The organism is Jannaschia sp. 2305UL9-9, assembly GCF_041403465.1.
Classification (GTDB): Bacteria; Pseudomonadota; Alphaproteobacteria; order Rhodobacterales; family Rhodobacteraceae; genus Jannaschia.
In genome coordinates this window covers 523,642-546,137 of the sequence record NZ_JBGEHM010000001.1, presented here as the reverse complement: position 1 = coordinate 546,137, position 22,496 = coordinate 523,642, and the positions used below count along the sequence as shown (strand labels likewise).

Here is a 22,496-nt window from a genome sequence, read left to right as displayed (position 1 = left end):
CAACGAACATAGCCTCGGAAACCTGCCCCTTGATCCACGTAGCGACAGGTCGGACGCGAAGGGGTATCCCTTCGCCTATCGCGGTGACAAACGCGCCGTAAGATCCCGCCACCCTGCCACGAATGCGTCCTCGAGGAACTGGCTGCTGCGCGGCTTCGACGGCGCTTTCGGCGTGGCATCGCCCACTGCATCCGCCAGCGCGCGTTGCCACGCCGCGACCGTCCCGCCTTCGACGGTCTGCGCGCCATTCGGGGCGTGATCGACAAGACCGTCGATGTCATTGACCAACAGGCCGCGCCCCGCCGCGAGGGCTTCGATCGCGACCAGCCCGTAAGCTTCCCATGCGGATGACATCGCCACGATGTCGACGGCTGCCATGGCGGCGACCGGATCGGCGCTGAACCCCATGAAGCGGATACGCGGGTCGTCCCCGGCCAGCGCGCGCAATGCGGCCTCCTGATCCCCTTCGCCGTAGATGTGCAGGGCGATGTCCGTCTGCGGCAGGTTGCGAAACGCACGGATCAGCGTGTCGAAACCCTTCTGCCGGTCCAGCCGCCCGATGGCCCCGATGACCCGCGGGGGCGTCGCGAGGGCCGGGACCGCGCGAAAGGCCGACAGGTCGACGCAGGACCGGATGACATCCAGCTTTGCCATCGGGACGGCTCCGCTGCGCACCAGCCAGTCGCCCTGCGCCTGACTGACGGCCACGACCCGGTTGAACAGACCATAGGCCAGTCGCAGCAAAGTCGCGAAGCGTCCCTTGCGGGCGACGTTGAGCGCTACGAATGCCTCGGTATAGCTGTGCTCCACATGAACGAGCGGGGTGTTCGGGTGGCGAAGGCGCAGCGCCATCAACATCGGCATCGCCCGCCAGCTGACCGCAAGGTGCGAGACGACGATATCCGCATCCATCCCGGCAAGACTGACCTTGCCGCGATCGATCCGTTGCAGGCTGTGATCCGCTAATTCACCCATCGGCGGCGCGGTCATGATGTGATCCAGCACCCGCATCACCCCGCCGGCGGTCGTGTCATCGACCAGATGAACAATGCGCGGACGTCCCATCAGATGGCACCGGCGCCGCGACGGCCACGCAGCAGGCCCATGGCCTGTCGAATGGCGGCCCCGCCGAGGATCGAAAGGGCGGCGGTCGCGCCAAGGGTGACCAGCGACTTGATCGGTTCCTCGATCAGGGGCGCGCGGGATTGTGCCATCCATGACCGGCACAGCGTTGCGGCACGGGGGGCATCCAGATCGCTGACGGCCCGACGGCACAGGTAGCGCAGCTGATAGGCCCGCGCATCCCGGGTGTTCACGATGAAGAACGCGGGGTTCAGTGGCGAGAGCTTAAGGACCATACGCTCCCACGCGGCCAACTGTCGGTCCGTGGCGGCGGACAGGCCGCCCGCGCTGACGCGGTAGCGCGTCAGAAGGCCCTCGACACCTTCGAACCTCCAGTCCGTGGTCAGCGCGATGCGCAGCCAGCATTCGATGTCCTCGGACTGCCGGAACGTCTCGTCGAAATACCAGTCGCGCACATCTTCGTGGCGCGGACGATAGGCGATGGCCTCCAGAACGGCGCGCCGCAGAACGACGGCGGATCCATTCCCGATCGGATTGCGTTTGAAGATGACCGCGGCGTCGATGTCGCGCAGGCGCGGGCGCTGGGCCTGGCCCATCAGTACGCTGTCGTCATCCATCAGTGCCGAGCCGGAGTAGCTGACCCCGACGTTCGGATTTGCCTGCAGGTGCGCGACGTGCACGGCAAGCTTTTCCGGCTCCCAGACATCATCCGCGTCGCAGAACCCGATGAAATCCCCACGGGCCGCAGCGATGCCGGAATTGCGTGCCCCGGCCAATCCGCGGTTCGCCTGACGCACGACGCGAACGCGCGGGTTGCGGGCGAACTCTTCTGCCAGACGCGGGGTCGCGTCGGTGGATCCATCGTCGACGATGATGATCTCGAAGGTCGCATAGGTCTGCGCCAGCAGGGCCGTCAGGGTTTCACGGATCGTGCTTTGGACGTTGAAGGCGGGAACGATGATGGAGGCGAGCGTCATGGTCATGGGTCTTTCTGAACGATCACGAAAACAGGGATTGGCGCGTGGTGCGCGGCAGGGCAAGGGCACCGCAGGCCCCCACCAGTGTCAGGGCGCCGCGGCGAAACGGGCTGAAGAACCCTTTCGGGCTGTGGCGCAGCCCCGTCACCGCATGGCGCAGGGCCGTGGTGCGGGCCTCGCTCAGACGCAGGGCGCGGCGGGCAAGATAGCGGTGATGGATGGCGTGGCTGCGCGCGGTCGGGCGCACGCCGAACCCCTCGGCTGCCCGGATGGCGCGGGCCCGGCCGGCCAGCATCGCATCCAGATCCGTCGACAACCCACCGACCGAGGTGCGGTACATCGTCTGCAACGTCTGGCATCCGATGATACGGGCCCCTGCCCCGACCAGACGGATCAGCCATTCCAGGTCCTCGTTATGGACCATCGTCGTGTCGAAACCGCCCGTCCGCCGGAAGGCCGCCGCGCGCAGGGCGACGTTCGACATGGTGCAGACCGGGTTTTCCCCCAAAAGGCCCTCGATCGTCAGATCCTCGTCCGGAACGGTCGAAAACGCGGTCGGATCATGGGGATCGGTGTGAAAAAAGCCGATCTGGCCATAGGCACCATCCACGTTCGGGTCGGTAAAGGTCCGGGCCAGTTCGGCCAGCTTCGTCGGAAGCCAGACATCGTCTGCATCGCAGAACGCAAAGACCTCGCCCTTGGCCAGCAGGGCGCCGAAGTTGCGCGCGTGGCTGGGGCCCTTGCCGGAATTCGGGCCGATGCGGATGCGGTCGTCCTGCTCGGCCATGTCGAGAACCAGGTCCACCGTCCTGTCGGAGGACCCATCGTCGATGCAGATCGCCTCCCAATCCGAGAATGTCTGGGCGCACAGGCTGTCGAGGGTCTGACGAATGGTTGCTTCGGCATTGTAGCAGGGCACGATGATCGAGAATGCGGTCATGGGTCAGATCCTTGCGAAAGAGCGGCCAAAGGCCAAAGACAATGCGGGCAGAGAAGCGCCGACCATCACGATGGTCGCGACGATGGCGTATCCCGTGGCGACCGCCTCGAGGCCACGCGAGGCCAGCAGCGCGGTGTTGGCCATGAGTGCCACGGTCATCAGTGCGGTGACCCAGAATTCCCTTGCGGCCTGATCCGTGGCGCGCAGCCAACCGGCGGTGGCCGACCACAGCGTGCCGGGAATGGCGACGAGGCACAGGATCGACACGATGTGATCCAGCCCGGTCCATCCGTCCCCCAGCAGAACCGGCACGTAGTACGGGGCAAGCAGCGCCTGAAGGACGACGGCGGGCGTGATCAGCGACAGGGCGAGAACGGTGCTCTGGCGCAGCGCCTGCCCCTTGTCCTCATGGGCACACAGATGCGGGAACAGGACGGTCGAGAAGGCGACGGAGAAGGAATTGGCAAGCCCGAGACCGGCGTTGAATGCCATGAAGTAAAGTCCAAGCGCCTCGGCCCCCATCAAGGTGCCAACGATCAGCTTGTCGGCCTGCAGGCGCATCGCCTTGACCAGTTCCACGCCCAGAACGGCCCAGCCGAAGCTGATGAAGGGGCGCAGCGGCGCGCGACCCTGGCTGAGGTCGCGGGTCCAGGGGTGCAGCCTGCGCATGGCGATCAGCCAGAAGGGCGCCGTCAGCAGGCGCGGCAGGATCAGGGCGATGGCGGACGGCCAGACCAGCGCAAGAACAGCCGACATCAGGTTGGCGCCGACGTTCTGCGCACCGGCGATCGTCGCCGTCTGGCGCAGCTTGCCCGCGCGCATGGCCAGGGCCGTCTGCACGAGGCCTGCGGGCATGAACAGGTATTCACCCGCCAGCAGAAGGATGAGGATCAGCAGTTCGAGGCTGCCCCCGGTCAGATAGAGCGCGACGCCGACGGCGGCCTGCGCCAAGAACAGGCCAATGCACCAGACCCAGAAGATGCGATGCGCCGTGGCGCATGTCTGCGCCAACTCGGCGTTGCGGGCCGCGATGATGCGCTGGCCGACACCGTTCTCCGTCAGGGACTTGAGGATATCGGCCGCCGCCAGCGCCGCCGCGGCCATGCCGATCTGGCTCAGGTCCAGCGACCGGGCCACGACGACGACGACCAGCAGACGCGACGCCTTGGCAGCCGCTTCCGATGCGCCATAGGCGAACAGGTTGCGGGCGATGCGTGATGTCTGCGACGTGGCGCTCATGGCGTGTGTTCCAATCTGATCCGTTGTCTCGGGTCTACGGCAGGACGCTCAGGCTGTCTCGTCCCCCACCGGAGGGGTGAAAGGGGCAACGGAGTGGGCCCATACCCCTTCGGATAGGTCGCGCATGCAAACCTGCTCTCGACCATGCAGGGTGGATTGCCTATGAAAGTGGAAACCTCAGGCCAACGCATTGAGAACACCCATGTCCAAGGCAGTGAAATTCGGATCGGTCCTGTGTGCCGGTCTCGCCTTGAGCGGCTGCGCCGGGTTCGATACGCCCCACAACCTCGAGCCGATCGCAATCGGCGACGGCTATCAGGCGCAATACCGTGCACCGGATGTCAGCCGGCGTGACGCCGTGGCGCTGCGTTCCGCGACCATCAACGCAAGCAAGTGCCTGCCCTTCAGGGGCGGCGCCGGCGGCAAGGGCGACGGCCTGGCCGCAACGGCCCTGCGCGGTGAACGTCTGACCCGCAACGACCTTGTGAACATCAGGGTTGGCGATGACGAGACGTTCAACGGCGATTACGTCGTATCCCGCGATGGCACCATCAAGCTGCCGTTCCTGACGCCGATCCTCGCACAGGGTCGCACGACCGGCGCCATCGAGGATGACATCGCCGCGCAGTTGATCGCCGATGACTTCTTTGCCGAACGTCCCCGCATTTCGGTGCGCGTGGCTGACCTCGCCTCGGTGACGGTCGGCGTGTCCGGCGCGGTGTTCGAGCCGCGCGCCGTCGAGATCGGTGGCGTGAACGGCGATCAGGTCGATGCCCGCAGGCAGGCCGCACTTGGTGCCTCGACCGAGGGACGCAACCTGTCGGCTGCCTTGCGGGCGGCCGGTGGCGTGCGCCCGGATGCGGATATCTCGGCAGTGGAGGTGCGGCGCAGCGGGCGGCTCTACAGGCTGGACATGCGCGGCGTGTTCGAAGGCCGCAATGCCGTGGATATCATGCTGGTGACCGGCGACGAGATTTCCGTTCCAAGCAGACAATGCTTTCAGGAAGACCTTATGCGGCCCAGCCCGATCAGCCCGCCCGGCGTGACCCTGTTCCTGTCGAACCTGACGCAGCCGGCCACGGCCAATGCGCAATCCGCGATCGGAACCGACGTGCGAGAGGTGCCATATGGCACACGGTATCTGCAGGCCGTAATCGATACGAACTGCGTCGGCGGGGCCCGTGCGACCAGTGCGGATCGGTCCGCCGTCCTGTTTTCGCGCAATCCGGTGACCAGGATCTCGGTCGTGATCGAGCGGGACATCGAAGACCTGCTGCGGCGCGCCGACCGTGATGACTACGATCCCTTCGTCCTGCCGAACGACTCGATTGCCTGTTACGACAGCACGATCACGAACGTCGGCGAGGTCGGTCGCCTGCTTGGCGTCCTCGGGATTGCAGCCGCCCTTTAGGTGTCCGACGCGTCCTTTGCGACGCCATGCAGGTCGGCCCGCATGAAGGGGCGCGTTCTGGACCACACATCCGGCAGGGCATCGATCGCCGCGGCAGTGCCCGGCACATCGTCCCGTTTTGCCGCGTTCTCGACCGCGATCAACGCCTGACGCAGATCCGTGGCCCCCATCGCCGCCGCGCTGCCGGCTATGCGGTGGGCGTGCTCGGCGGTGTCCTTCATGCCGTTGGTCTCATGCGCGGCCAGATGCTCCAGCATCGCGTCGACTTCGCCCACGAAACGGTCGAGCAGGGTCTGGGCAATCTGATCACCAAGGTTGTCGCGCAGCTCGGCGATCTGGCTGGTCATCACGGCGGGCGCGGATGTCGGGACATCGGCTGCGGCGGCTGCGCCCGTCGGAACATGGGCCCGGGTCACGCGCATCAGGCCCTCGCGTGTCAGGGGTTTCGTCAGGATCTCGTTCATCCCGTCCTTCAGGAAGGCCTGCTGTTCCTCGGCCATGGCGTTTGCGGTCAGGGCCACGATGGGCACCGTCGCCGATGCGCCCTGCCCCGCGCGAATGGCCTTGGTCGCGCTGCGCCCGTCCATCACGGGCATGCTGATATCCATCAGGATCAGGTCAAAGCGCTGCGCCTCGGCCATGTCCACCGCGATGCGCCCGTTCTGCGCCTCCGTCACCGTGTGCCCCGCCGCCATCAACATCTCGCGCGCGACGACGCGGTTGATCTCGTTGTCCTCGACCAGAAGGATGTTCATCGCACGCGCATCTGCGTCCTGCGGTCCCTTGGTGTCGATCGTGTCGACGGCCTCGATCGGATCGATCGGGAACTGGATCGTGAAGATGCTGCCCTTGCCGACTTCGCTTTCGACGGTGATCGTACCGCCGAGGGCCGTGACGAACCGCTTGGCAATTCCAAGGCCCAATCCCGTGCCACCGGTGTCGCGGTCATAGGAACTGTCACCCGTCATGAAGTCGTCGAAGATCTGGGCGCGCAGCGTATCGTCCATCCCGATGCCGGTATCGCTGATGCAGATGCGCAGGTCTGGCCGCGCCTCGCCGGTATCGACGACCTCGGCGGTGACGGAAACGTTGCCGTCGCGGGTGAATTTCACGGCGTTGCCGATCACGTTCATCAGGATATGCTGAATCCGGTCCGGGTCCGCCTCGATCCATTCGGCGGGCGTGCCGAGCCATCCCCATTTCAGCGTGGTGTTGTGGGCCGAGGCGGCACCGCTCTGATTGTCGATGATGTCCTGCAGAAGGTTGCTGATGTTCATCGCCACGGGACGCAGGCGCAGCTTGCCAGCATCGTATTTCGTGATGTCGAGGACATCGGAGATATGGTTCATCAGAAGCTTGCCCGACGTATCCATGTTCTTGATATATCGGGCCTGCCGCGGGCTGAGCCGCGTATCTTCCAGCAGTGCCAGATTGCCGAGCAGCCCGTTCAGCGGCGTGCGGATTTCGTGGCTCATGGTTGCAAGGAAATCGGTCTTGGCCTTTTCCCCGGCCAGGGCGCGGTCGCGGGCCTCGACAAGGTCCTGTTCCGCACGCACCCGGTGGGAGATGTCGCGCAGAAACGCGATGAAGATCTCGCCCTCGTCGGTCTGGGCGGACTGGATGGCCAACTCGCATGGGAACACCTCGCCGCCCTTGCGCTTGGCTTCCAGCTTGACGCGCCCTTTGCCGACGACACGCTTTTCCCCGTTGGCACGCATCCGTTCCATCCCGGCCTCATGCGCGGCGCGATGGTGATCGGGCACGATCATGTCGCTCATGGTTTCGCCGACCGCTTCCTCGGCGGTATAGCCGAAGATCTGCTCGGCCGCGGCGTTGAAATCGAGGATGAAGCCTGCAGCGCTGCTGACCACGACGGCGTCCAACGCGGTGCTGGTGACGATGTTCATGCGCTTGCTGGCTTCGATCACCTCGGACCGGCGGCGTATGTTGATATTGTTGAGCCGCATCAGGTACAGCGCCAATAACAGCAGCGCGAGCAACAGGACCGTCACGCCGACGGCCAGTTGCATCAGCGTGACGCTGACATTGTTCCTGCGGGCGTCGGAATCCTGCGCGAAGTAGTTCAGGCCCGAATTGGACATGGACCGGACGCTGGGACGGATATCCTGCGACAGGCGCAGAAGGTCCGGCAGGCCGGCAATCAGATCCGCATCGGCGGAATCGATGATCGGCACGGCTGTTCGCAGGAACGATTGCACCCGTTCCAGCTCCGTCGAAAAGGAGGGCACGGCCCGCAGCGCTTCGTAGATCGAGGATTGCTGAAGTGTCTGGACCCGGCTGTAGAAGATGTCGAACTCGCGCCGCACCAGCGCCAGATCGGGTTCACTGGTCTGCAAGGCGCTGACGAGGTAGAGTTCGTATTCCAGAAACTCCACCTCGGCCTGCGACAGGGTCCATTGCACGTTGTCGGAACTGGCCGAATTCAGAAGGCGCAGATCGCGCACGACGTTCACCGACATCGCGATGATGCCGCCACATATCGCAATCGCCAGAATGACCCCGATCATCAGGCGTGTTGGCGACATCGGCCCATGGCGTTTGGAATTCATGTCGCCTCCTGCCTCGCCGCCCGAAAGCGGGCGGCGATTACATCACCGAGCCTAGTCGACCGCTTCGAGGCGGTCGAGTTGCCAGATGCTGCGGGAATAGATGACTTCGGTGCGATAGTCAGAATTGCTGTCATAGGGATAGATCACCCAGAGCGGACCCTTGTCACGCACCGACATGGTGTTTCCGTCCATCCGGTAGGCCACGATCGGCCCGCCTTCGACGGCATCGGTCATCGGGATCTCGATCGCGTAATCGTTGATCGCCGTTGCCTTCAACGTCGTCCCTTCGATCCCGAGCGCATCGACAAGGACCGCCAGGGAAACGCCTTGAAAGCTGTTCTCGCCCTCGGTCCAGATGGTCGAGGTCTCGATGGTCGTCATGTCGAGGTCTTCGAGCATGGCAAGGTCGAACTGGGCGCTGTCATCGACGTTCGTCACGTCGAGCGATCCGGTCACCGTCAGGATCACGTCGCCTTCGGGAACGGCAAGATCATCGGCAAGCAGCGGCGTTGCGGACAGGGCGACGACTGCCATGGCATGGGAGAGGGCACGGAGCATGGGAGGTATCCTTTGTTTCTTAACCTTACATGCCACGAGGATTGCCAACCTCCTAAAGGTCAGAGGGATAGCGCCCTATCCATTGGGATAGGACGCTGCATCCTTTGTGGTAGGATGGCGGGGTCAGTAGGCGCCGCGTCCCGAAGCGACCGCGCCGAATGTCCGTAGGATCAAGATGATATCTACAAGCAACGTCCGCGAGGTAGCGTAGGAGATATCCATTTCAACCATCTGGTCGAAGCCGATGTTCGCGCGGCCCGACACCTGCCACACACCGGTGATGCCGGGCTTGACCGCCAGGCGACCGAGGGCGCGCTTGGGATATTCCGCCACTTCGCACGGCAGGGCGGGACGGGGGCCGACGATGGACATCTCGCCGCGCAGGACGTTCAGGATCTGGGGCAGCTCATCAATCGAGAAGCGGCGGATGAACCGGCCGACCTTGGTGACGCGCGGGTCGTTGCGCGACTTGAAGCAGACGCCCTGCCGGTCCGACATCGCGAGCAACGCGGCGCGACGGCTTTCGGCATCCGTCGACATCGACCGGAACTTGAACATGGTAAAGGTCCTGCCGTCCTGCCCGACCCGCGTCTGACGGAACAGGACCGGGCCCCGGCTGTCCATCACGATGGCCAGCGCGGTTCCGACCAGCAGCGGCGACAGCAGCAGCAGAGCGCTTGCCGACAGGGTGATATCGAGGAACCGCCGCTGAAACCCCGCGACGGAGGTCTGACCGATCACGGTCTTTGCCGCATGGGCCATGAAGGTGAAGTTGCCGGCAAGATAGCGACGGGCCAGGCGGCGCGGTTCCTGCGCCAGGCGCCAGACCCATTCCATCTTGGCGCGACGGACCAGCTTCGGCGCGCGCACGACCGACCCTGCCAGGAAGTCGAACAAGGCGCCGACGCCAAGGGTCAAGGGGGCGGCCAGCCTGTCGGCATGCCGGTGCAGCCAGATTTCCTGCATCGGGACGCCAAGGGCGACCAACACGATGTCCGCCCCGCTTTCGTTGATGTCGTCGATGACGGCTTCGGCATCCTTCGCACCGTCATAGCCATCGCGCGTCCCGGCGATCCGCAGATGCGGGATCGTATGGATCAGCTTGCTGGCTGCCGCATCCGCCGTGCCGGGCTTGCCACCGAACAGATAGACCGACTTGCCCAGCGTCGCCGCCCGCCGCAACAGCGCAGGCACGAGGTCGGTGCCGTTCAGGTTCGCCGTCAGCGTCTGACCGGTCATCCGCGCGGCCAGTTCGACCCCGATCCCGTCGGGCAGCAGGACGTCGCAAGCGGCGACCGCGCGGCGATACTCTTCGTCCTTGCGGCGGACGTTGCAGCAATGGGCGTTCATGAAGAAGGCGCGACGGCGACCGGCCGACAACAGATGCTCGATGACCTCGCCCTCGGCGGCATCGACAAGGTTCAGATCCAGCGCCGGGAGATGCGCAGTCGGCAGTGGCGACGACGTGATGGCAGCGGTGTCAAAGGCGGCGGTGGCGGTGTCGAAGTGGAAGGTCATCTTGTAAGTCCCTGAATAGGCTGTGCTTGCCCTAAAGCTGACAAACAGGTCGCCTACGCTCAACGAAGCGAACGGACAGAGGATCGGGACTTTGGTTAAGACGATCGCCCGCTTGGGCAGCCGAACTATCCGACCGGACAGGTCCTCAGCCAAAAGTGCCGCGCGACCGTCTGGTGATTGCCCGACATTCCGTGCAACCATTGGGGACAGGACATTTGACCAGGATTAGGAAAGAGACATGCGCGTCTTGATTGCCGACGACCACGATCTGCTCCGCGATACCGTCGTTCTCTTTCTGCAATCGCAGGGCGACATCGAAACCAGCACCGCCGCCGACCTTGCCGGGGCGTGCAAGCTGATCGAGACCGAGGATCCCTATGACCTGGTTCTTCTGGACCTGAACATGCCCGGCATGAACCGCCTTGAGGGGTTGAAGCGCGTTCTGGACATGGATGGCGGACAGCGGGTCGCCCTGCTGTCCGGCGAGGCGACCCGCGAGATCGTCGAACAGGCGCTGGAGGCCGGGGCCGCCGGGTTCGTGCCCAAGACACTGCCTGCGAAATCCATGATCAACGCGATCAAGTTCATGGCCATGGGCGAGCAATATGCCCCGATCGATTTCATGACCGCCGCCGAGGAGACCGCCTCGCACCCCTTGGCGGACAAGCTGACGCCGCGCGAACTGCAGATGCTCAAGGGGCTGACCGAAGGCAAGTCCAACAAGGAGATCGCGCGCGACCTCGACATCTCCGAGCCTACGGTCAAGCTGCACATGAAGACGCTTTATCGCAAGGTCGGCGCCACGAACCGCACGCAGGCGGCCCTGATCGCGCGCGAGGCCGGCCTGTTCTGACCTATCCGCCCGGATAGGAGGATGCGCGAATGTCCCATCGGTCTGACCGGGCGCGCGCAAGACTTGTCCGCCGGATTAACCGTATCTTACGGGCAAAGGAGACGCCCGATGACCATGCAAGATACCTTTTCCGGCCAAACCATTTCGACACCGCGCAAGCCCCGCCTGTCGCTGCGCCGCATTCTGATGGGGGGTCGTGTCGGCGACCCCAAGCGGTTCCCCCGGTATCTGGCCATCGCGGTTCTGGGCGGCGCCCTGATCTGGGCACCCATCACCGGCTATCTGCGCACCGCACCCCTGTCGTTCAGATCCACGACGTCGCTGATCCTGCCCGGCTCGGGCGCGTCCGCCTCGATGAACCTGAGCGGGATCGGTCAGGCCTCGTCCTATTCGAACTCCGCGTTTTCCAGCAATTCGGTCAGCCCGACCGAAACCTACAAGCGGCTGATCGGCGCCGACCGCATTCTGGAGGCGGCCGCAAGCTCCATGGCGCTGAGCCGGCAGGAATTCGGCAAACCGCGCATCAACCTCGTGGATCAGACCAGCCTGATCCACCTCGAAATCGCAGGCGGCAGCGCCGAGGAGGCACAGGCCCGCGGTGATGCCCTGCTGACGGCCTTCTTTGCGGAACTGGACGCCCTGCGCTCGGACGAGCAGACGACCCGCGAGGATAGCGGCCTTGCCGCCATCGACGACTATCGCACCTCAGTCGCGGCGACCCGGTCCGACATCGCCCGCCTGCAACAGGAAAGCGGCCTGATCTCCGCCGATCAATACGACGCCATCGTCGAATCCACCCGCATGCTCGAAAGCCGCGTGCTGGATCTGACAGCGACGCTGGATGAAAAAACCCAGAGCGTCCTTGCCCTCGAAGCGAGCCTGGGCATTCCTGCCAGCGCCGCCGCGGCGACGCTGAAGCTCTATGCGGATGCCGAGTTCAACGCCCTGACGGATGAGGTCGGCATCCACGCCGCAGCATTGGCCGAGGCCCGGTCCCAGTTCGGCGAAGGCCACCCCAAGGTTCAGACCGCGCGCGCCGCGCATTCGGCCGCCACGACGGCGGCCCTGCAACAGGCCGGGGCCGTGACAGGGTTGGAACGGGCACAACTCGAAATGCTCGACCTCGCCCCCGCCGGGGCCCGTGCCGACCTTCTGGCACAGCTTGTCCGGATGGAGGCCGAGCGCGCCGGTGCCGAGCGGGAGCTTGCGACGCTGTCCGCCCGTCTGACGGACGAACAGGCCCGGCAACAGGGCCTGGCCGCAGCCGCCGCCCGCCTGCAGGATCTGCAGCGTGACTTCTCGGTGGCCGAAGCCGTGTTCGCGACCGCCATCGCGCGCACGCAGTCGACCAAGTCGGATGTCTACGCGTCCTATCCGCTGGTGCAGGTGCTGGAGAACCCGTCCCTGCCCGACAGCCCCTCGTCCCCGAACCGCAAGCTGGCAATCGCCGCAGGGGTCGCTGCGACCTTCATGATGCTGCTGGGACTGCTGCTGGGCTGGATGCGGTCGGCGATGATCGGTCGCCTTCTGAACGCGCCGACCGGCCGCAAGACGGGTCTGGACGGGGTCGGTGTTCCGGCATGACCCCGAACAACCCGGCAGAACGCATGATCTTCAAGGCCATGACGCTGACATGGCCGTTCTACGCTGTCGGGGCGCTTTATGTCGTGGGTCCGGTTCTGGCCTGGGTTCTGGGCGGGCTGGCGATCCTGTCGCTCTACCTCGGGCCGGCGATCCGGCACGACCTTCGGGCCACCGGTTCGATCCCACCGCTGATATGGGTCTGGATCATCGGCATGTTCGTCATGCTGGTGGCGCTGTGGGCCGGGCATCTCGATTGGGGACTTGGCCTGAAGAAGACGATCAAGTCATCGATCGGCTGGGCCAAGGGTTGGGCTCTGCTGGCGCTGTTTCCCCTGATCGGCGCGGTGCTGCCGATCCGACGCGCGGTCCTGATCCGGGGCCAATGCGTGATCGGCGCATGGACCCTGGCGCTGGCCCCTGTTCTGCTGGCGGCGCCCTACCTTGGATTGCCCGAGCGGATCTTCACATCACCTCTCAAGGCCGTGGGCGGTCCGGGGCCAGAATATTTCAGCGTCTATTTCTATACCTTCGACCCCGCAAGCTGGACCCCCCGGTGGCAGTTCTATGCCCCGTGGTCGCCCTTTGCCGCGCTGTTGGGCGTCGTCATGGTCCTGTTCGCGCTGGAGGAGGAGGACCGCAAATGGATGCTGGCCGGGGTTGCGGCGGGTGTTCTGATGATCCTCGCCTCCAAGTCGCGCATGGGGCTGGTCGGCCTTGTCGCCTGCACGATTGCGCCGCGCATGATGCCGCTGATCCTGCGCGGCTGGGCATGGCACGTCACCGCGGCCCTTACGGCCTCACTCGCGGTCATCGGCACGGCCCTCGTGTCCCTGGCGCAGGACGCGGTCTCCGCCTTCAAGGGCGCCCGCGCCGACAGCACCCGTGTTCGCGAAACCCTGCAACGCATCGCAAGCGAACGCTGGCAGAACGAGGCGATGTGGTTCGGTCATGGCACCGTGCATCCGGGATCGCATGCCGTCGAATACATGCCGATCGGCAGCCATCATACGTGGTATGGTCTGTTGTTCGTCAAGGGCCTTGTCGGGTTTGCCGCCCTGCTTGTGCCGATGCTTTGGCACACGGGCGTTGCAATGATCGACGCCGCGCGCAATCCCCGCGGGCGTCTGCCGCTGGGCATCCTGATGACAATCATCCTGTTGTCGTTTGGCGAGAACGTGGAGATCGAGGCATACATGCTCTGGCCCGGTCTGATCCTGCTGGGGATCCACCTGCGCGAACTGGCGACCGATGCGGCAACGAAGGCGGCCGATGACGACGCCGCTGATACGCATGCGCCAGAAATGCGGACCGAAGGATAGGGGCGCCCTACCCCTCCAGCGTGATGGAGATACGCCGGTTCGCGCGGCCCTTGCTTTCGATCTTGCCCACGCGAACGGCGCCAATTTCACCCGTGCTGCGCACATGTGTGCCGCCGCAAGGTTGCAGGTCGACGGGGTTCTCCTCCGCCCCGATACGGACGAGGCGCACCTTGCCGGCCCCCCGCGGGGGCTTGACCGTCAGGGTCTTGACCAACCCCGGGTTCGCATCCAGTTGCGCATCGGTGATCCACGTGTCCGTCACCGGGTGGTCGCCCTCGACGAAGGACGTCATGCGCGCCTGAATGAAATCACGGTCGTGGATCACCTCGGGCATGTCGAAATCCAGCCGGCTTTTCTCCAACCCGATCTGTCCGCCCGTCACCGGCAACGGCACGACGACCGACAACAGGTGCAACGCCGTATGCATCCGCATGAAGCGGTGACGGCGATCCCAGTCGAGCAGCATCTCGATCTCCGTGCCCTCGACCGGCATCGGTGCGGGCGCCGATGGCACGAGGATCGCGCCCAACCCGTCGGGCGTCTTGACGGTCGAGGCGATTTCCGCGCTGCCACCGGCCCAGACGATCCGTCCACTGTCGCCCGGCTGTCCGCCGCCGCGCGGGTAGAAGATCGACCGGTCCACGACGACGCCCCCCTCCTCGGTGCGCGCGATGATCTCGGCCGTCGCGGTCTTGAGGTAGGGGTCGGCGTGGAACAGGGCCTCGGTCGTCATGTCGTCTCCGGCAGGTCTTTGGCATCCGGCTGCCCCTCCGGCGACTGGGGTTGCAGCACCTCGGGGTTGCGCAGCCAGACGTCACGCTGGGCAAAGGGAATCTCGATGCCTTCCTCGCGGAAGCGTTCGGCGATCCCATGGTTTATTTCCGATTTCACGATGACCTTCCAAAGGACATCGCGCAAGACCGCCCGGATCAGGAAATCCTGACTGTCGGCACCGAAGCCTTCGAAGGTGATGGTCGGTGGCGGGTTCAGGACGACCATCGGATGCGCCTCGGTGATCTCGCGCAGGATCGCCTCGACCCGCCGTGTATCGGTGCCATAGGCCACACCGACGGGCACAAGCACGCGCCCCGTCGCATTGCCCAGCGTATAGTTCGTGACCACCCCCGAGATCAGGTCGGCGTTCGGGACGATCACGTCCTGCCGGTCGAATGTCTCGATCCGGGTGGACCGGACACTGATCTGGCGCACGAATCCCTCGATCCCGCCGACGGCGACCCAGTCACCGATCTTGATGGGCCGTTCGATCAGCAGGATGATGCCGCTGACGAAGTTCTGCACGATCGTCTGAAGGCCAAAACCGACACCGACGGACAGGGCACCGGCGACAATCGCCAGACCGGACAGGTCGATCCCCGCCGTCGTGATGGCCAGCAACGCAGCCAACGTGATCCCGACATAGCTCGTGCCCGACAGGATGGCGTTGGTTCCGCCCGTATCCAGCTTGGTCTTCGGCAGGACGTTGGTGCGCAGCACGCCCTTGACCAGCCGCGTCAGAAGATAGCCGAGCGCGAAGACGACCGCGAAGGTCAGAAAGCTGGTCGGGGACAGGCGTGTTCCACCGATGGCATATCCGTCAAGGAACCCCTGCCACCATTCCAGCAGGGTCTGTTCCCGCACGCCCCAGATCAGGGCGAACAACGGCATCGCGGCAACCGCAAGGGCAAAGCCGACAAGCGTCGGGGCCAGGGCATCCCGCGCCGTCTCCGCCCGGCGGGTCACGGCGGCGTAGACGTCGAACACGGCGGATTGCACGACCCCGATCACCACGATCAGCGACAGGGACATCACCGTGGGCCACATGATCGCGAGGCCGAGGTTCACGTATCCGGCCCCAATCATCAGTGGGGAAACCGCCCCGACAACCATCAGGATGCGGCCCGTCAGGCGCATCAGCTGGGCCCAGAAACCGCCATCCCCGTCATCGCGTGCCGACAGGCCTTCCCGCAAAAAGAACTGTCCCAGACGCAGCAGGCTGAGCCCCGTCATCACCGCGATGGCAAAGTGGATCACGCCCCGGTAGTCGTCCGACGCGGGGTCGCCCTCGGCCATGGCCTCGACCCCGATCGCCATGGCGAACAGGACACCGATCAGAACGGCATGGAACCTGCCTTCGGCGCGGTTGTCTTCCGCGACGGGGAACAGGATCGGCGTATCGGGCCGCAGGGGAAAGGCCTGCATCGATAGCCAGCGCGCGATCAGGATCGCCGCACCCATGACCGGAATCGCGTCCAGAGCGACGCCGACGATGGGCCCCTCGGCGCCGATAAGCTGCGGTATGCGCGCGGCGGCGACCAGCCCGATCAACGGCAGGGCAAGGCGCCCCAGCGATGTGCCCAACAGGCCAAGGCGCGCGATAGGACTCGTGGCTTCGTGCACCGCCAACCGGTCCCGAAGGCGGTTCAGCCACGTGCCGGACCGAAACAGCAGCACCAGCGCAACGGCAAACAACAGGCCGATCTGTACGCCCTGCGATTGCACGTAGGCGCGGGAAGATGCCGTCGCGAAGGGCGCCACCGTCTGATCCGCCAAGGCAACGAACCACGCCCCCGCCGAAGTGACGGCGGGCCACCATGTCACCGGGTTCAACGGCGCCGCCTCCTGGCGGAACAGGGCTTCGGCGGCCCGGTTCGCGATCAACTCGTCGGTTTCCGCAATCAGGCCATCGGCAGAGTTGAACGCCACCTCGGCGCTGCGCACAGGGGCCTGCAGCACCTCGAGGTCGGCCGTCAGTTCCGCACGGCGGTCCGCCACTTCGGCTGGTTCGCTTTCCCCTTCGGCCGGGGGATCGCCCAAGGCATCGAGCGACGATTGCACCGTTGCGATGCGCCCGCTGTTCGTGCCGCGTAAGGCCTGAAACCGCGCGCGCCAGTCGACAAGTTCCGCGCGCAGTGCGCCAAGTGCCTCATCCGACGCCTGTCCCGATTGCAGGACAGCCGCCGCGCGGTTCGACACGATCGACCATTCGGCCGGAACGCCGTCGTCCTGCGCCGAAAGCGCAAGCGGCAACGACGCAAAGAAGGTGACCAGAAGGGCCGCAAGAAGACGCCGCATCATTCAAAGACCGACACGACCTCCGGCCCGGCTGTGTCCAGCCAGCCCGGCACGGGCAGACCCTTTTCGCGCAGGAAGACCGGGTTCCACAGCTTGGATTGATACCGCGTGCCATAGTCGCACAGGATCGTCACGATGGTATGTCCCGGCCCCATGTCCCGGGCCATGCGCACCGCGCCACCGACGTTCACCCCGGTCGAGCCGCCCATGCACAGACCTTCCTCGGACAACAGGTCGAACACGATGGTCAGCGCCTCCGCGTCGCTGACCTGACAGGCAAAATCGGGCGTGAATCCTTCGAGGTTGGCCGTGATCCGCCCCTGCCCGATCCCTTCGGAGATGGACCCGCCTTCGGATTTTAATTCACCCGTGGTGTAGAAGCTGTAGAGCGCGGCACCCATAGGATCGACAAGGCCGACCTTCACCCCCTTGGGTTGCAGCGCCGCCGCGACGCCTGCCACGGTGCCGCCCGATCCGGCCGCACAGATGAAACCGTCGACCTTGCCCCCGGTCTGGTCCCAGATCTCGGGGCCCGTCGTCTCGATATGCGCTTGACGGTTTGCGGTGTTGTCGAACTGATTGGCCCAGATCGCGCCGTTCGGTTCGGTTTCAGCAAGCTTTGCCGCCAGACGGCCGGAATAGCGGACGTAATTGTTCGGATCGCGATAGGGCTTGGCCGGAACCTCGATCAGGGTTGCGCCCGCAAGACGCAGCATGTCCTTCTTTTCCTGGCTCTGCGTTTCGGGAATGACGATGACCGTCTTGAACCCCATCGACGCCCCGACCAGCGCAAGGCCAATGCCGGTATTGCCCGCCGTGCCCTCGACGATGGTGCCGCCGGGGCGCAGGTCGCCGCGCGCCACCGCGTCGCGGATCATGAACAGCGCCGCGCGATCCTTCACGGATTGGCCGGGGTTCATGAACTCGGCCTTGCCAAGAATCTCGCAGCCGGTCTCGTCCGAAACCTTGTTCAGCCGGATCAGGGGCGTGTTGCCGATCGCATCGGCCAGATTTGCGTGGATGGTCATGGGGCCCCCGAAGATGTTCTGTCCGAGACCTAGACGCCCTCCGTCAGCCGTTCAACCGCAACCGTTCGCGATGCAGGGCCAGCCATTGTGCGGAAACGATCAAAGGCGCGTTCGCGGCCTCGCAGGTGGAAATCATCGCGACCAGATCGTCGAGCGGGATGAGATGCGCGCGAATATCCTCGGCCTCCTCCTCCAACCCATGAAGGCCGCCGGCGTCATCCGGCAGATCCACCAGCGCCACATAGGAATGCAGCACCTGTGCCAGCCCGCCGGGACTGGGGTAGTAGCGGGCGACGAAATGCAGATCCGCGGCCGACAGGGTGAGGCCGGCCTCTTCCTCGCATTCGCGCAGGGCCGTGGATTCGGGCGTTTCGCCCGCATCTATCAGGCCGGCGACCGGTTCGATCATCCAGGGCCGGGGATCACCCTTGGCCACGGCACCGACGCGGATCTGTTCGACCACGAGGACGCGGTCCCGCACCGGATCATACGGCAGGACCGTCGTCGCATCGGTGACATGGCTGATCGCCCGCTCGATCAGGCCGCTGCGCGTTCCGTCAAATCGCGGATGATCAAGCAGCCATTCCTCGACCCGGTGGAACCCGTCGTAGGGATAGCGGATTTCCTCGACCGTCACGTCCGACAGAACCGGGCCGCCGCCGACCGTGATCGGACGCGTCGTTGCCCGCCCCATGACGACGCCGTGGGCGCGCGCGTGGACGACGCCGCGGCGCGCCATCATCTGATCGGGTGACAGGCGCCCTTCCGCGCGGAGGATTTCGGAACTGGCGATCAGCGTCCTTTCGCCATGCGCTGCGATCCAGTCGTCGAGATCCCAGCCCTGCCCCGATGCGCCGCCGGGATCGTTGTGCCGATAGACCATGGCGGGAACCTCGGCCCCGTCTACCATGACATTCACCACCTCCGGCACATAGCCGAACGCGACTTCGTACCAGTTCAGGCGCCCCAGTGCGTCGGGGTCCAGCGGATCGGTCAGCAAACCCTCGGCCGCCTGCTGCCCCGGGATCAGCAAGGGCCAGTCACCGGTAGACGCGCGTGCAACCTGCCACCCCGGCAGGGTGGCCGGTATGGTCGGAATGTCCTGCCCCGCGACGGCATTCAACAGGTCGGGCCAGCGCAGCGTGCCAAACAGGAAAAGCCGGGTCATCGCGTGACCCGCCCGACGATACCGCCGATCAGGCCGACCACGGCCGCCCCGCCATACAACGTGCCGAGGATGATCGGATCCGCGATCAACAGGACGTTGTCCCATGTATATTCCATCCACGCCGTCGCGGCCTGCCCGACCTCGGTATACTTGCGGTCGAGACTTTCGATGATCATCACGACGAAGCCCTGCAGGATCACGCCCCCGACAGTCAGGACGAGCGCGCCACCGATGCCTGCCGTGATCGCAACGGTGATCGTCGTGCCCTTGTTCATCGGCCCCGAGCATGTCCTCCCGATCATCTTCCACCCGATCAGCAGACCGGCAAGGGCGACCCATTCCCGGAACCGGCCGACGCGCACGCCTTCAGGCAACGCTTCGCGGACGATGGTTTCAGCGGTCCACCAAGACAGGGCGGCAAAGAGAATGGCGCATGCAAGCTTGGCGGGCGTCGGCATCAACTGGGCTTTCTGACAATCATCTGGATCACGTCGCAATTGTCGTATTCGAAGGCCCCGGCGCAAGACGTCAGATAGGTGTTCCACATCCGCCGGAACCGGTCGTCGAAGCCAAGCGCCGCGATGTCGTCCCAGCGATCGTTGAAGCGGTCAAACCACCGCCTTAGCGTCAGGCTGTAACCCTTTGCGATGGACAGGGAACTGCCTTCCTCCAGCCCCGCGCGCTCGATCTCCTCCGACAGGCGGAAGGGCGCGGGCAGGAACCCGCCCGGAAAGATGTATTTCTGTATGAAATCAACGGAACCCGTATAGATATGCCAGCGTCGGTCAGGCACGGTGATGATCTGCAGCGATGCCTGCCTGCCGGGGCGCAGCCGATCTCGCAGCGTGCTGAAATACGCAGGCCAGTATCGCTGGCCGACAGCCTCAAACATCTCGATCGAGGCGATGCCATCGTAGGTTCCGGTTTCATCGCGGTAGTCTTGCAACTTGAACTCGACCAGATCAGACAAGCCAGCCTTTTCAATACGTTCCTGCGCGAACTTCAACTGGCTCGGGCTCAGCGTCAGGCAGGTGACGCGCAAACCCCGCTCCTTTGCGGCGTATTCCGCAAAGCCGCCCCAGCCACACCCGATTTCAAGGACATGTTCGCCCGCGGCGACGTTCATCCGGTCGACGATCGACGCATATTTTGCCGTCTGCGCCGCCTCGAGGCTTTCCTGACCGGTTTCGTAGATGCCCGCGGAATAGGTCATCGTGTCATCCAGCCAGAGGCTGTAGAAATCATTGCCCAGATCGTAGTGCGCTTCGATGTTCTTGCGGGCCTGTCGGCGCGAATTCTGTTGCAACCAGAACCGGATACGTTCGAACATGCGCGCGACCATGACCCCGCGGTTCTGTTGTATCAGGCTTTCGCCTTCCTTGTTGATCAGATCATAGAGCGCCATCAGGTCGGGTGTGCTCCACTGCCCCTCCAGATAGGCGTCGGTGAAGCCCAGATCGCCTTCGCGCACGAGGCGGGTGAACACCGTGGGGTCATGCACGATGATCTCTCCGACCGGGCCCGGCTCGGACGCTTCGTGGCGGAACCGACGGCCATCCGGCAGCACGACGTCCATGCGCCCTGACTTGGCGTTCTTGAGCATCGTCCAGGCTGCGCTGAAATAGCGTGGCAGGTCGGTTTGCCCGTCAAGGCTGGTGATCACGTCCATTTGGTCCCCGTGGTTCGGTTTGTGGCACGAAACCACCCATTAACAATTGGAGCAAGGCGCCCGCGCCTAATCTTCGTCATCCCGCTGCTTGTAGGCCGAGAGGGCACGATCCCGCCCTTCCTTCAGACCGACGATCGGTTCCGGATAGGCGTCCGTTCTGGACAGACCCCAAGCCTTCGGGATGGCATCGTAGAACGCGAGGGCCTCCTGCTGCTCCGGCCCCGGCAATTCGGCGATCCAACGGGTCCGATACCGCCCCTTGGGATCGAACTTCTCGGCCTGCGTGTCGGGGTTGAAGATGCGAAAGAACGGCGACGCATCTGGACCGGACCCGGCCGCCCATTGCCACCCCATCGCGTTCGACGCCGGATCCCAGTCGACGAGACAATCGGAAAACCAGTCGGCCCCGACCTTCCAATGCGTCATCAGATGTTTGGTCAGGTAGCTGGCGGTCAGCATGCGCGCCCGGTTGTGCATGCGACCGGTGACATACAATTCGCGCATACCGGCATCGACGGCCTCGATCCCGGTGCGCCCCCGGCGCCATGCCTCGGCCTGATCGTTGTCGTCGCGCCACGGGAACGCGTCCCATTCGGATCGCCAGTTTTCCGTGGTCAGTTGCGGGGTGTGATAGGCAAGGTGGTGGGCGAAGTCGCGCCAGACGAGCTCCTTGAGGAAGGTTTCCGCACCGCCCGTCCCATCGCGCAATGCGTCCTGTCCTGCGGCCCAACAGGTGCGGATGCCGATTTCGCCGTAGGTGAGGTTCTCGGACAGGCCGCTCGTGCCATCCTCGGGCAGGCGATCCCGCGCGGCGTCGTAATCGGCGACTTTCTCGGCGATGAAATCGTCCAGCCTGTCGCGGGCCGCGTCCTCTCCCACGACGACATGCTGTGCGACCACGTCCGCGCCGCGACGCATGGCGCGCCCAAGGTTCCAATCTTCCAGCGTGTCGCTATCGGGCCAGCTCTGCGGCGCCTCGATGGCGTCGGGCGCGGTTTCCGGTGCGCCGGGATCGCGGTCGCGGACGGATTTCCAGAACGGGGTATAGACCTTGTAATAGCTGCCACTGCCGGTCTCGACGGTCCACGGCTCGAACAGGACATGGGCGGCAAAGCTCTTGGCGGTGATGTCGTCGGCGCGCAACGCCTCCTTCACCGCGGTATCCCGCTCCCGCTCCGCCGCGGTGTACAGGCGGTTCCAGATCACCGTATCCGCCCCGGTCTGATCGATCAGGGTCCGAAGGGTCGGCAAGGCATCGCCACGTCGCAGGATCAGCTTGGACCCAATGCCATCCAGACGATCCCGGAATGCCGACAACCCCAGACCAAGCCGCCATTTCGGCGCAGCGCCCCATGTCTCGACGACTTCGTCGAGCAGGAAAACCGGGATGACGGGTCGATCCTGCGCCACCGCCCAAGTCAGCGCGGCATTGTCGGCAAGGCGCAGATCCCGGCGCATCCAGTAGATTATCGCTGACACGTCGCCTCCGCCACTCGTCCTGACAAGG

At 64.8% G+C, this 22,496-nt stretch carries 18 protein-coding genes; 4 read left to right on the top strand and 14 right to left on the bottom strand.

The window, feature by feature from the left end:
* Window positions 1-75: 75 nt before the first annotated feature.
* The 4 genes from V6N07_RS02695 to V6N07_RS02680 are packed head-to-tail and all read right to left on the bottom strand — an operon-like array spanning window position 76 to window position 4,239.
* Window positions 76-1,065: a glycosyltransferase gene (locus tag V6N07_RS02695; protein WP_371153841.1), complete on the bottom strand. Its 990-nt coding sequence runs from the start codon at window positions 1,063-1,065 to the stop codon at window positions 76-78.
* Window positions 1,065-2,060 carry a glycosyltransferase family 2 protein gene (locus V6N07_RS02690; protein WP_371155371.1) on the bottom strand — a complete coding sequence of 332 codons (996 nt, stop codon included), beginning with the start codon at window positions 2,058-2,060 and terminating at the stop codon, window positions 1,065-1,067. The genes V6N07_RS02695 and V6N07_RS02690 overlap by 1 nt, the downstream gene beginning before the upstream one ends.
* A 22-nt stretch (window positions 2,061-2,082) precedes the next feature.
* Complete coding sequence (locus V6N07_RS02685; protein ID WP_371153839.1) at window positions 2,083-3,000, bottom strand: glycosyltransferase family 2 protein; 918 nt, start codon at window positions 2,998-3,000, stop codon at window positions 2,083-2,085.
* A 3-nt stretch (window positions 3,001-3,003) separates the two neighbouring features.
* Entirely contained in the window at window positions 3,004-4,239 is a 1,236-nt protein-coding gene (locus tag V6N07_RS02680) for an oligosaccharide flippase family protein (protein ID WP_371153837.1), read from the bottom strand.
* Between the two features lie 202 nt (window positions 4,240-4,441).
* Between V6N07_RS02680 and V6N07_RS02675 the strand changes: the two genes are divergently transcribed.
* Window positions 4,442-5,650 carry a polysaccharide biosynthesis/export family protein gene (locus V6N07_RS02675; RefSeq protein WP_371153836.1) on the top strand — a complete coding sequence of 403 codons (1,209 nt, stop codon included), beginning with the start codon at window positions 4,442-4,444 and terminating at the stop codon, window positions 5,648-5,650.
* Here V6N07_RS02675 and V6N07_RS02670 read toward each other — a convergent pair.
* The 3 genes from V6N07_RS02670 to V6N07_RS02660 form a co-directional block, all read right to left on the bottom strand.
* Window positions 5,647-8,220 carry an ATP-binding protein gene (locus V6N07_RS02670; RefSeq protein ID WP_371153834.1) on the bottom strand — a complete coding sequence of 858 codons (2,574 nt, stop codon included), beginning with the start codon at window positions 8,218-8,220 and terminating at the stop codon, window positions 5,647-5,649. The genes V6N07_RS02675 and V6N07_RS02670 overlap by 4 nt on opposite strands.
* Window positions 8,221-8,271: 51 nt before the next feature.
* Entirely contained in the window at window positions 8,272-8,778 is a 507-nt protein-coding gene (locus V6N07_RS02665; protein ID WP_371153832.1) for an oxidoreductase, read from the bottom strand.
* A 123-nt stretch (window positions 8,779-8,901) separates the two neighbouring features.
* Window positions 8,902-10,296, bottom strand: coding sequence for a WecB/TagA/CpsF family glycosyltransferase (locus V6N07_RS02660; protein WP_371153830.1), 1,395 nt, complete (start codon window positions 10,294-10,296; stop codon window positions 8,902-8,904).
* Window positions 10,297-10,534: 238 nt separating this feature from the next.
* Between V6N07_RS02660 and V6N07_RS02655 the strand changes: the two genes are divergently transcribed.
* The 3 genes from V6N07_RS02655 to V6N07_RS02645 all read left to right on the top strand — a co-directional run bounded on the left by V6N07_RS02655 (window position 10,535) and on the right by V6N07_RS02645 (window position 14,052).
* Window positions 10,535-11,149, top strand: a complete 615-nt coding sequence (locus V6N07_RS02655) for a LuxR C-terminal-related transcriptional regulator (protein ID WP_371153828.1) — start codon at window positions 10,535-10,537, stop codon at window positions 11,147-11,149.
* 108 nt (window positions 11,150-11,257) lie between these two features.
* Window positions 11,258-12,733 carry a hypothetical protein gene (locus tag V6N07_RS02650; protein WP_371153826.1) on the top strand — a complete coding sequence of 492 codons (1,476 nt, stop codon included), beginning with the start codon at window positions 11,258-11,260 and terminating at the stop codon, window positions 12,731-12,733.
* Window positions 12,730-14,052, top strand: coding sequence for an O-antigen ligase domain-containing protein (locus tag V6N07_RS02645; RefSeq protein ID WP_371153825.1), 1,323 nt, complete (start codon window positions 12,730-12,732; stop codon window positions 14,050-14,052). Before V6N07_RS02650 ends, V6N07_RS02645 begins: the two co-directional genes overlap by 4 nt.
* Window positions 14,053-14,059: 7 nt before the next feature.
* Here the strand turns inward: V6N07_RS02645 and V6N07_RS02640 are convergent, their stop codons facing one another.
* From V6N07_RS02640 to V6N07_RS02610, 7 genes are all read right to left on the bottom strand, one after another.
* Window positions 14,060-14,785 carry an alanyl-tRNA editing protein gene (locus tag V6N07_RS02640; RefSeq protein ID WP_371153823.1) on the bottom strand — a complete coding sequence of 242 codons (726 nt, stop codon included), beginning with the start codon at window positions 14,783-14,785 and terminating at the stop codon, window positions 14,060-14,062.
* Window positions 14,782-17,124, bottom strand: a complete 2,343-nt coding sequence (locus V6N07_RS02635; protein ID WP_371153821.1) for a DUF3772 domain-containing protein — start codon at window positions 17,122-17,124, stop codon at window positions 14,782-14,784. Before V6N07_RS02635 ends, V6N07_RS02640 begins: the two co-directional genes overlap by 4 nt.
* Window positions 17,124-18,152, bottom strand: a complete 1,029-nt coding sequence (locus tag V6N07_RS02630) for a cysteine synthase A (RefSeq protein WP_371153819.1) — start codon at window positions 18,150-18,152, stop codon at window positions 17,124-17,126. The genes V6N07_RS02635 and V6N07_RS02630 overlap by 1 nt, the downstream gene beginning before the upstream one ends.
* A 43-nt stretch (window positions 18,153-18,195) precedes the next feature.
* On the bottom strand, window positions 18,196-19,320 hold the full coding sequence (locus V6N07_RS02625; RefSeq protein WP_371153817.1) for an NUDIX domain-containing protein: 1,125 nt from the start codon (window positions 19,318-19,320) through the stop codon (window positions 18,196-18,198).
* The gene (locus tag V6N07_RS02620; protein WP_371153815.1) at window positions 19,317-19,778 is read right to left on the bottom strand and encodes a TrgA family protein; all 462 of its coding nucleotides are present in this window, start codon (window positions 19,776-19,778) and stop codon (window positions 19,317-19,319) included. Before V6N07_RS02620 ends, V6N07_RS02625 begins: the two co-directional genes overlap by 4 nt.
* Window positions 19,778-20,989 carry a class I SAM-dependent methyltransferase gene (locus V6N07_RS02615; RefSeq protein WP_371153813.1) on the bottom strand — a complete coding sequence of 404 codons (1,212 nt, stop codon included), beginning with the start codon at window positions 20,987-20,989 and terminating at the stop codon, window positions 19,778-19,780. The genes V6N07_RS02620 and V6N07_RS02615 overlap by 1 nt, the downstream gene beginning before the upstream one ends.
* A 66-nt stretch (window positions 20,990-21,055) precedes the next feature.
* On the bottom strand, window positions 21,056-22,447 hold the full coding sequence (locus tag V6N07_RS02610) for a deoxyribodipyrimidine photo-lyase (RefSeq protein ID WP_371155370.1): 1,392 nt from the start codon (window positions 22,445-22,447) through the stop codon (window positions 21,056-21,058).
* Between the last annotated feature and the right edge of the window lie 49 nt (window positions 22,448-22,496).

Coding starts and splice junctions, on each gene's coding strand:
- V6N07_RS02695 (WP_371153841.1), bottom strand. CDS start 1,065: ATGGGACGTCCGCGCATTGTTCATCTGGTCGATGACACGACCGCCGGC.
- V6N07_RS02690 (WP_371155371.1), bottom strand. CDS start 2,060: ATGACGCTCGCCTCCATCATCGTTCCCGCCTTCAACGTCCAAAGCACG.
- V6N07_RS02685 (WP_371153839.1), bottom strand. CDS start 3,000: ATGACCGCATTCTCGATCATCGTGCCCTGCTACAATGCCGAAGCAACC.
- V6N07_RS02680 (WP_371153837.1), bottom strand. CDS start 4,239: ATGAGCGCCACGTCGCAGACATCACGCATCGCCCGCAACCTGTTCGCC.
- V6N07_RS02675 (WP_371153836.1), top strand. CDS start 4,442: ATGTCCAAGGCAGTGAAATTCGGATCGGTCCTGTGTGCCGGTCTCGCC.
- V6N07_RS02670 (WP_371153834.1), bottom strand. CDS start 8,220: ATGAATTCCAAACGCCATGGGCCGATGTCGCCAACACGCCTGATGATC.
- V6N07_RS02665 (WP_371153832.1), bottom strand. CDS start 8,778: ATGCTCCGTGCCCTCTCCCATGCCATGGCAGTCGTCGCCCTGTCCGCA.
- V6N07_RS02660 (WP_371153830.1), bottom strand. CDS start 10,296: ATGACCTTCCACTTCGACACCGCCACCGCCGCCTTTGACACCGCTGCC.
- V6N07_RS02655 (WP_371153828.1), top strand. CDS start 10,535: ATGCGCGTCTTGATTGCCGACGACCACGATCTGCTCCGCGATACCGTC.
- V6N07_RS02650 (WP_371153826.1), top strand. CDS start 11,258: ATGACCATGCAAGATACCTTTTCCGGCCAAACCATTTCGACACCGCGC.
- V6N07_RS02645 (WP_371153825.1), top strand. CDS start 12,730: ATGACCCCGAACAACCCGGCAGAACGCATGATCTTCAAGGCCATGACG.
- V6N07_RS02640 (WP_371153823.1), bottom strand. CDS start 14,785: ATGACGACCGAGGCCCTGTTCCACGCCGACCCCTACCTCAAGACCGCG.
- V6N07_RS02635 (WP_371153821.1), bottom strand. CDS start 17,124: ATGCGGCGTCTTCTTGCGGCCCTTCTGGTCACCTTCTTTGCGTCGTTG.
- V6N07_RS02630 (WP_371153819.1), bottom strand. CDS start 18,152: ATGACCATCCACGCAAATCTGGCCGATGCGATCGGCAACACGCCCCTG.
- V6N07_RS02625 (WP_371153817.1), bottom strand. CDS start 19,320: ATGACCCGGCTTTTCCTGTTTGGCACGCTGCGCTGGCCCGACCTGTTG.
- V6N07_RS02620 (WP_371153815.1), bottom strand. CDS start 19,778: ATGCCGACGCCCGCCAAGCTTGCATGCGCCATTCTCTTTGCCGCCCTG.
- V6N07_RS02615 (WP_371153813.1), bottom strand. CDS start 20,989: ATGGACGTGATCACCAGCCTTGACGGGCAAACCGACCTGCCACGCTAT.
- V6N07_RS02610 (WP_371155370.1), bottom strand. CDS start 22,447: ATGCGCCGGGATCTGCGCCTTGCCGACAATGCCGCGCTGACTTGGGCG.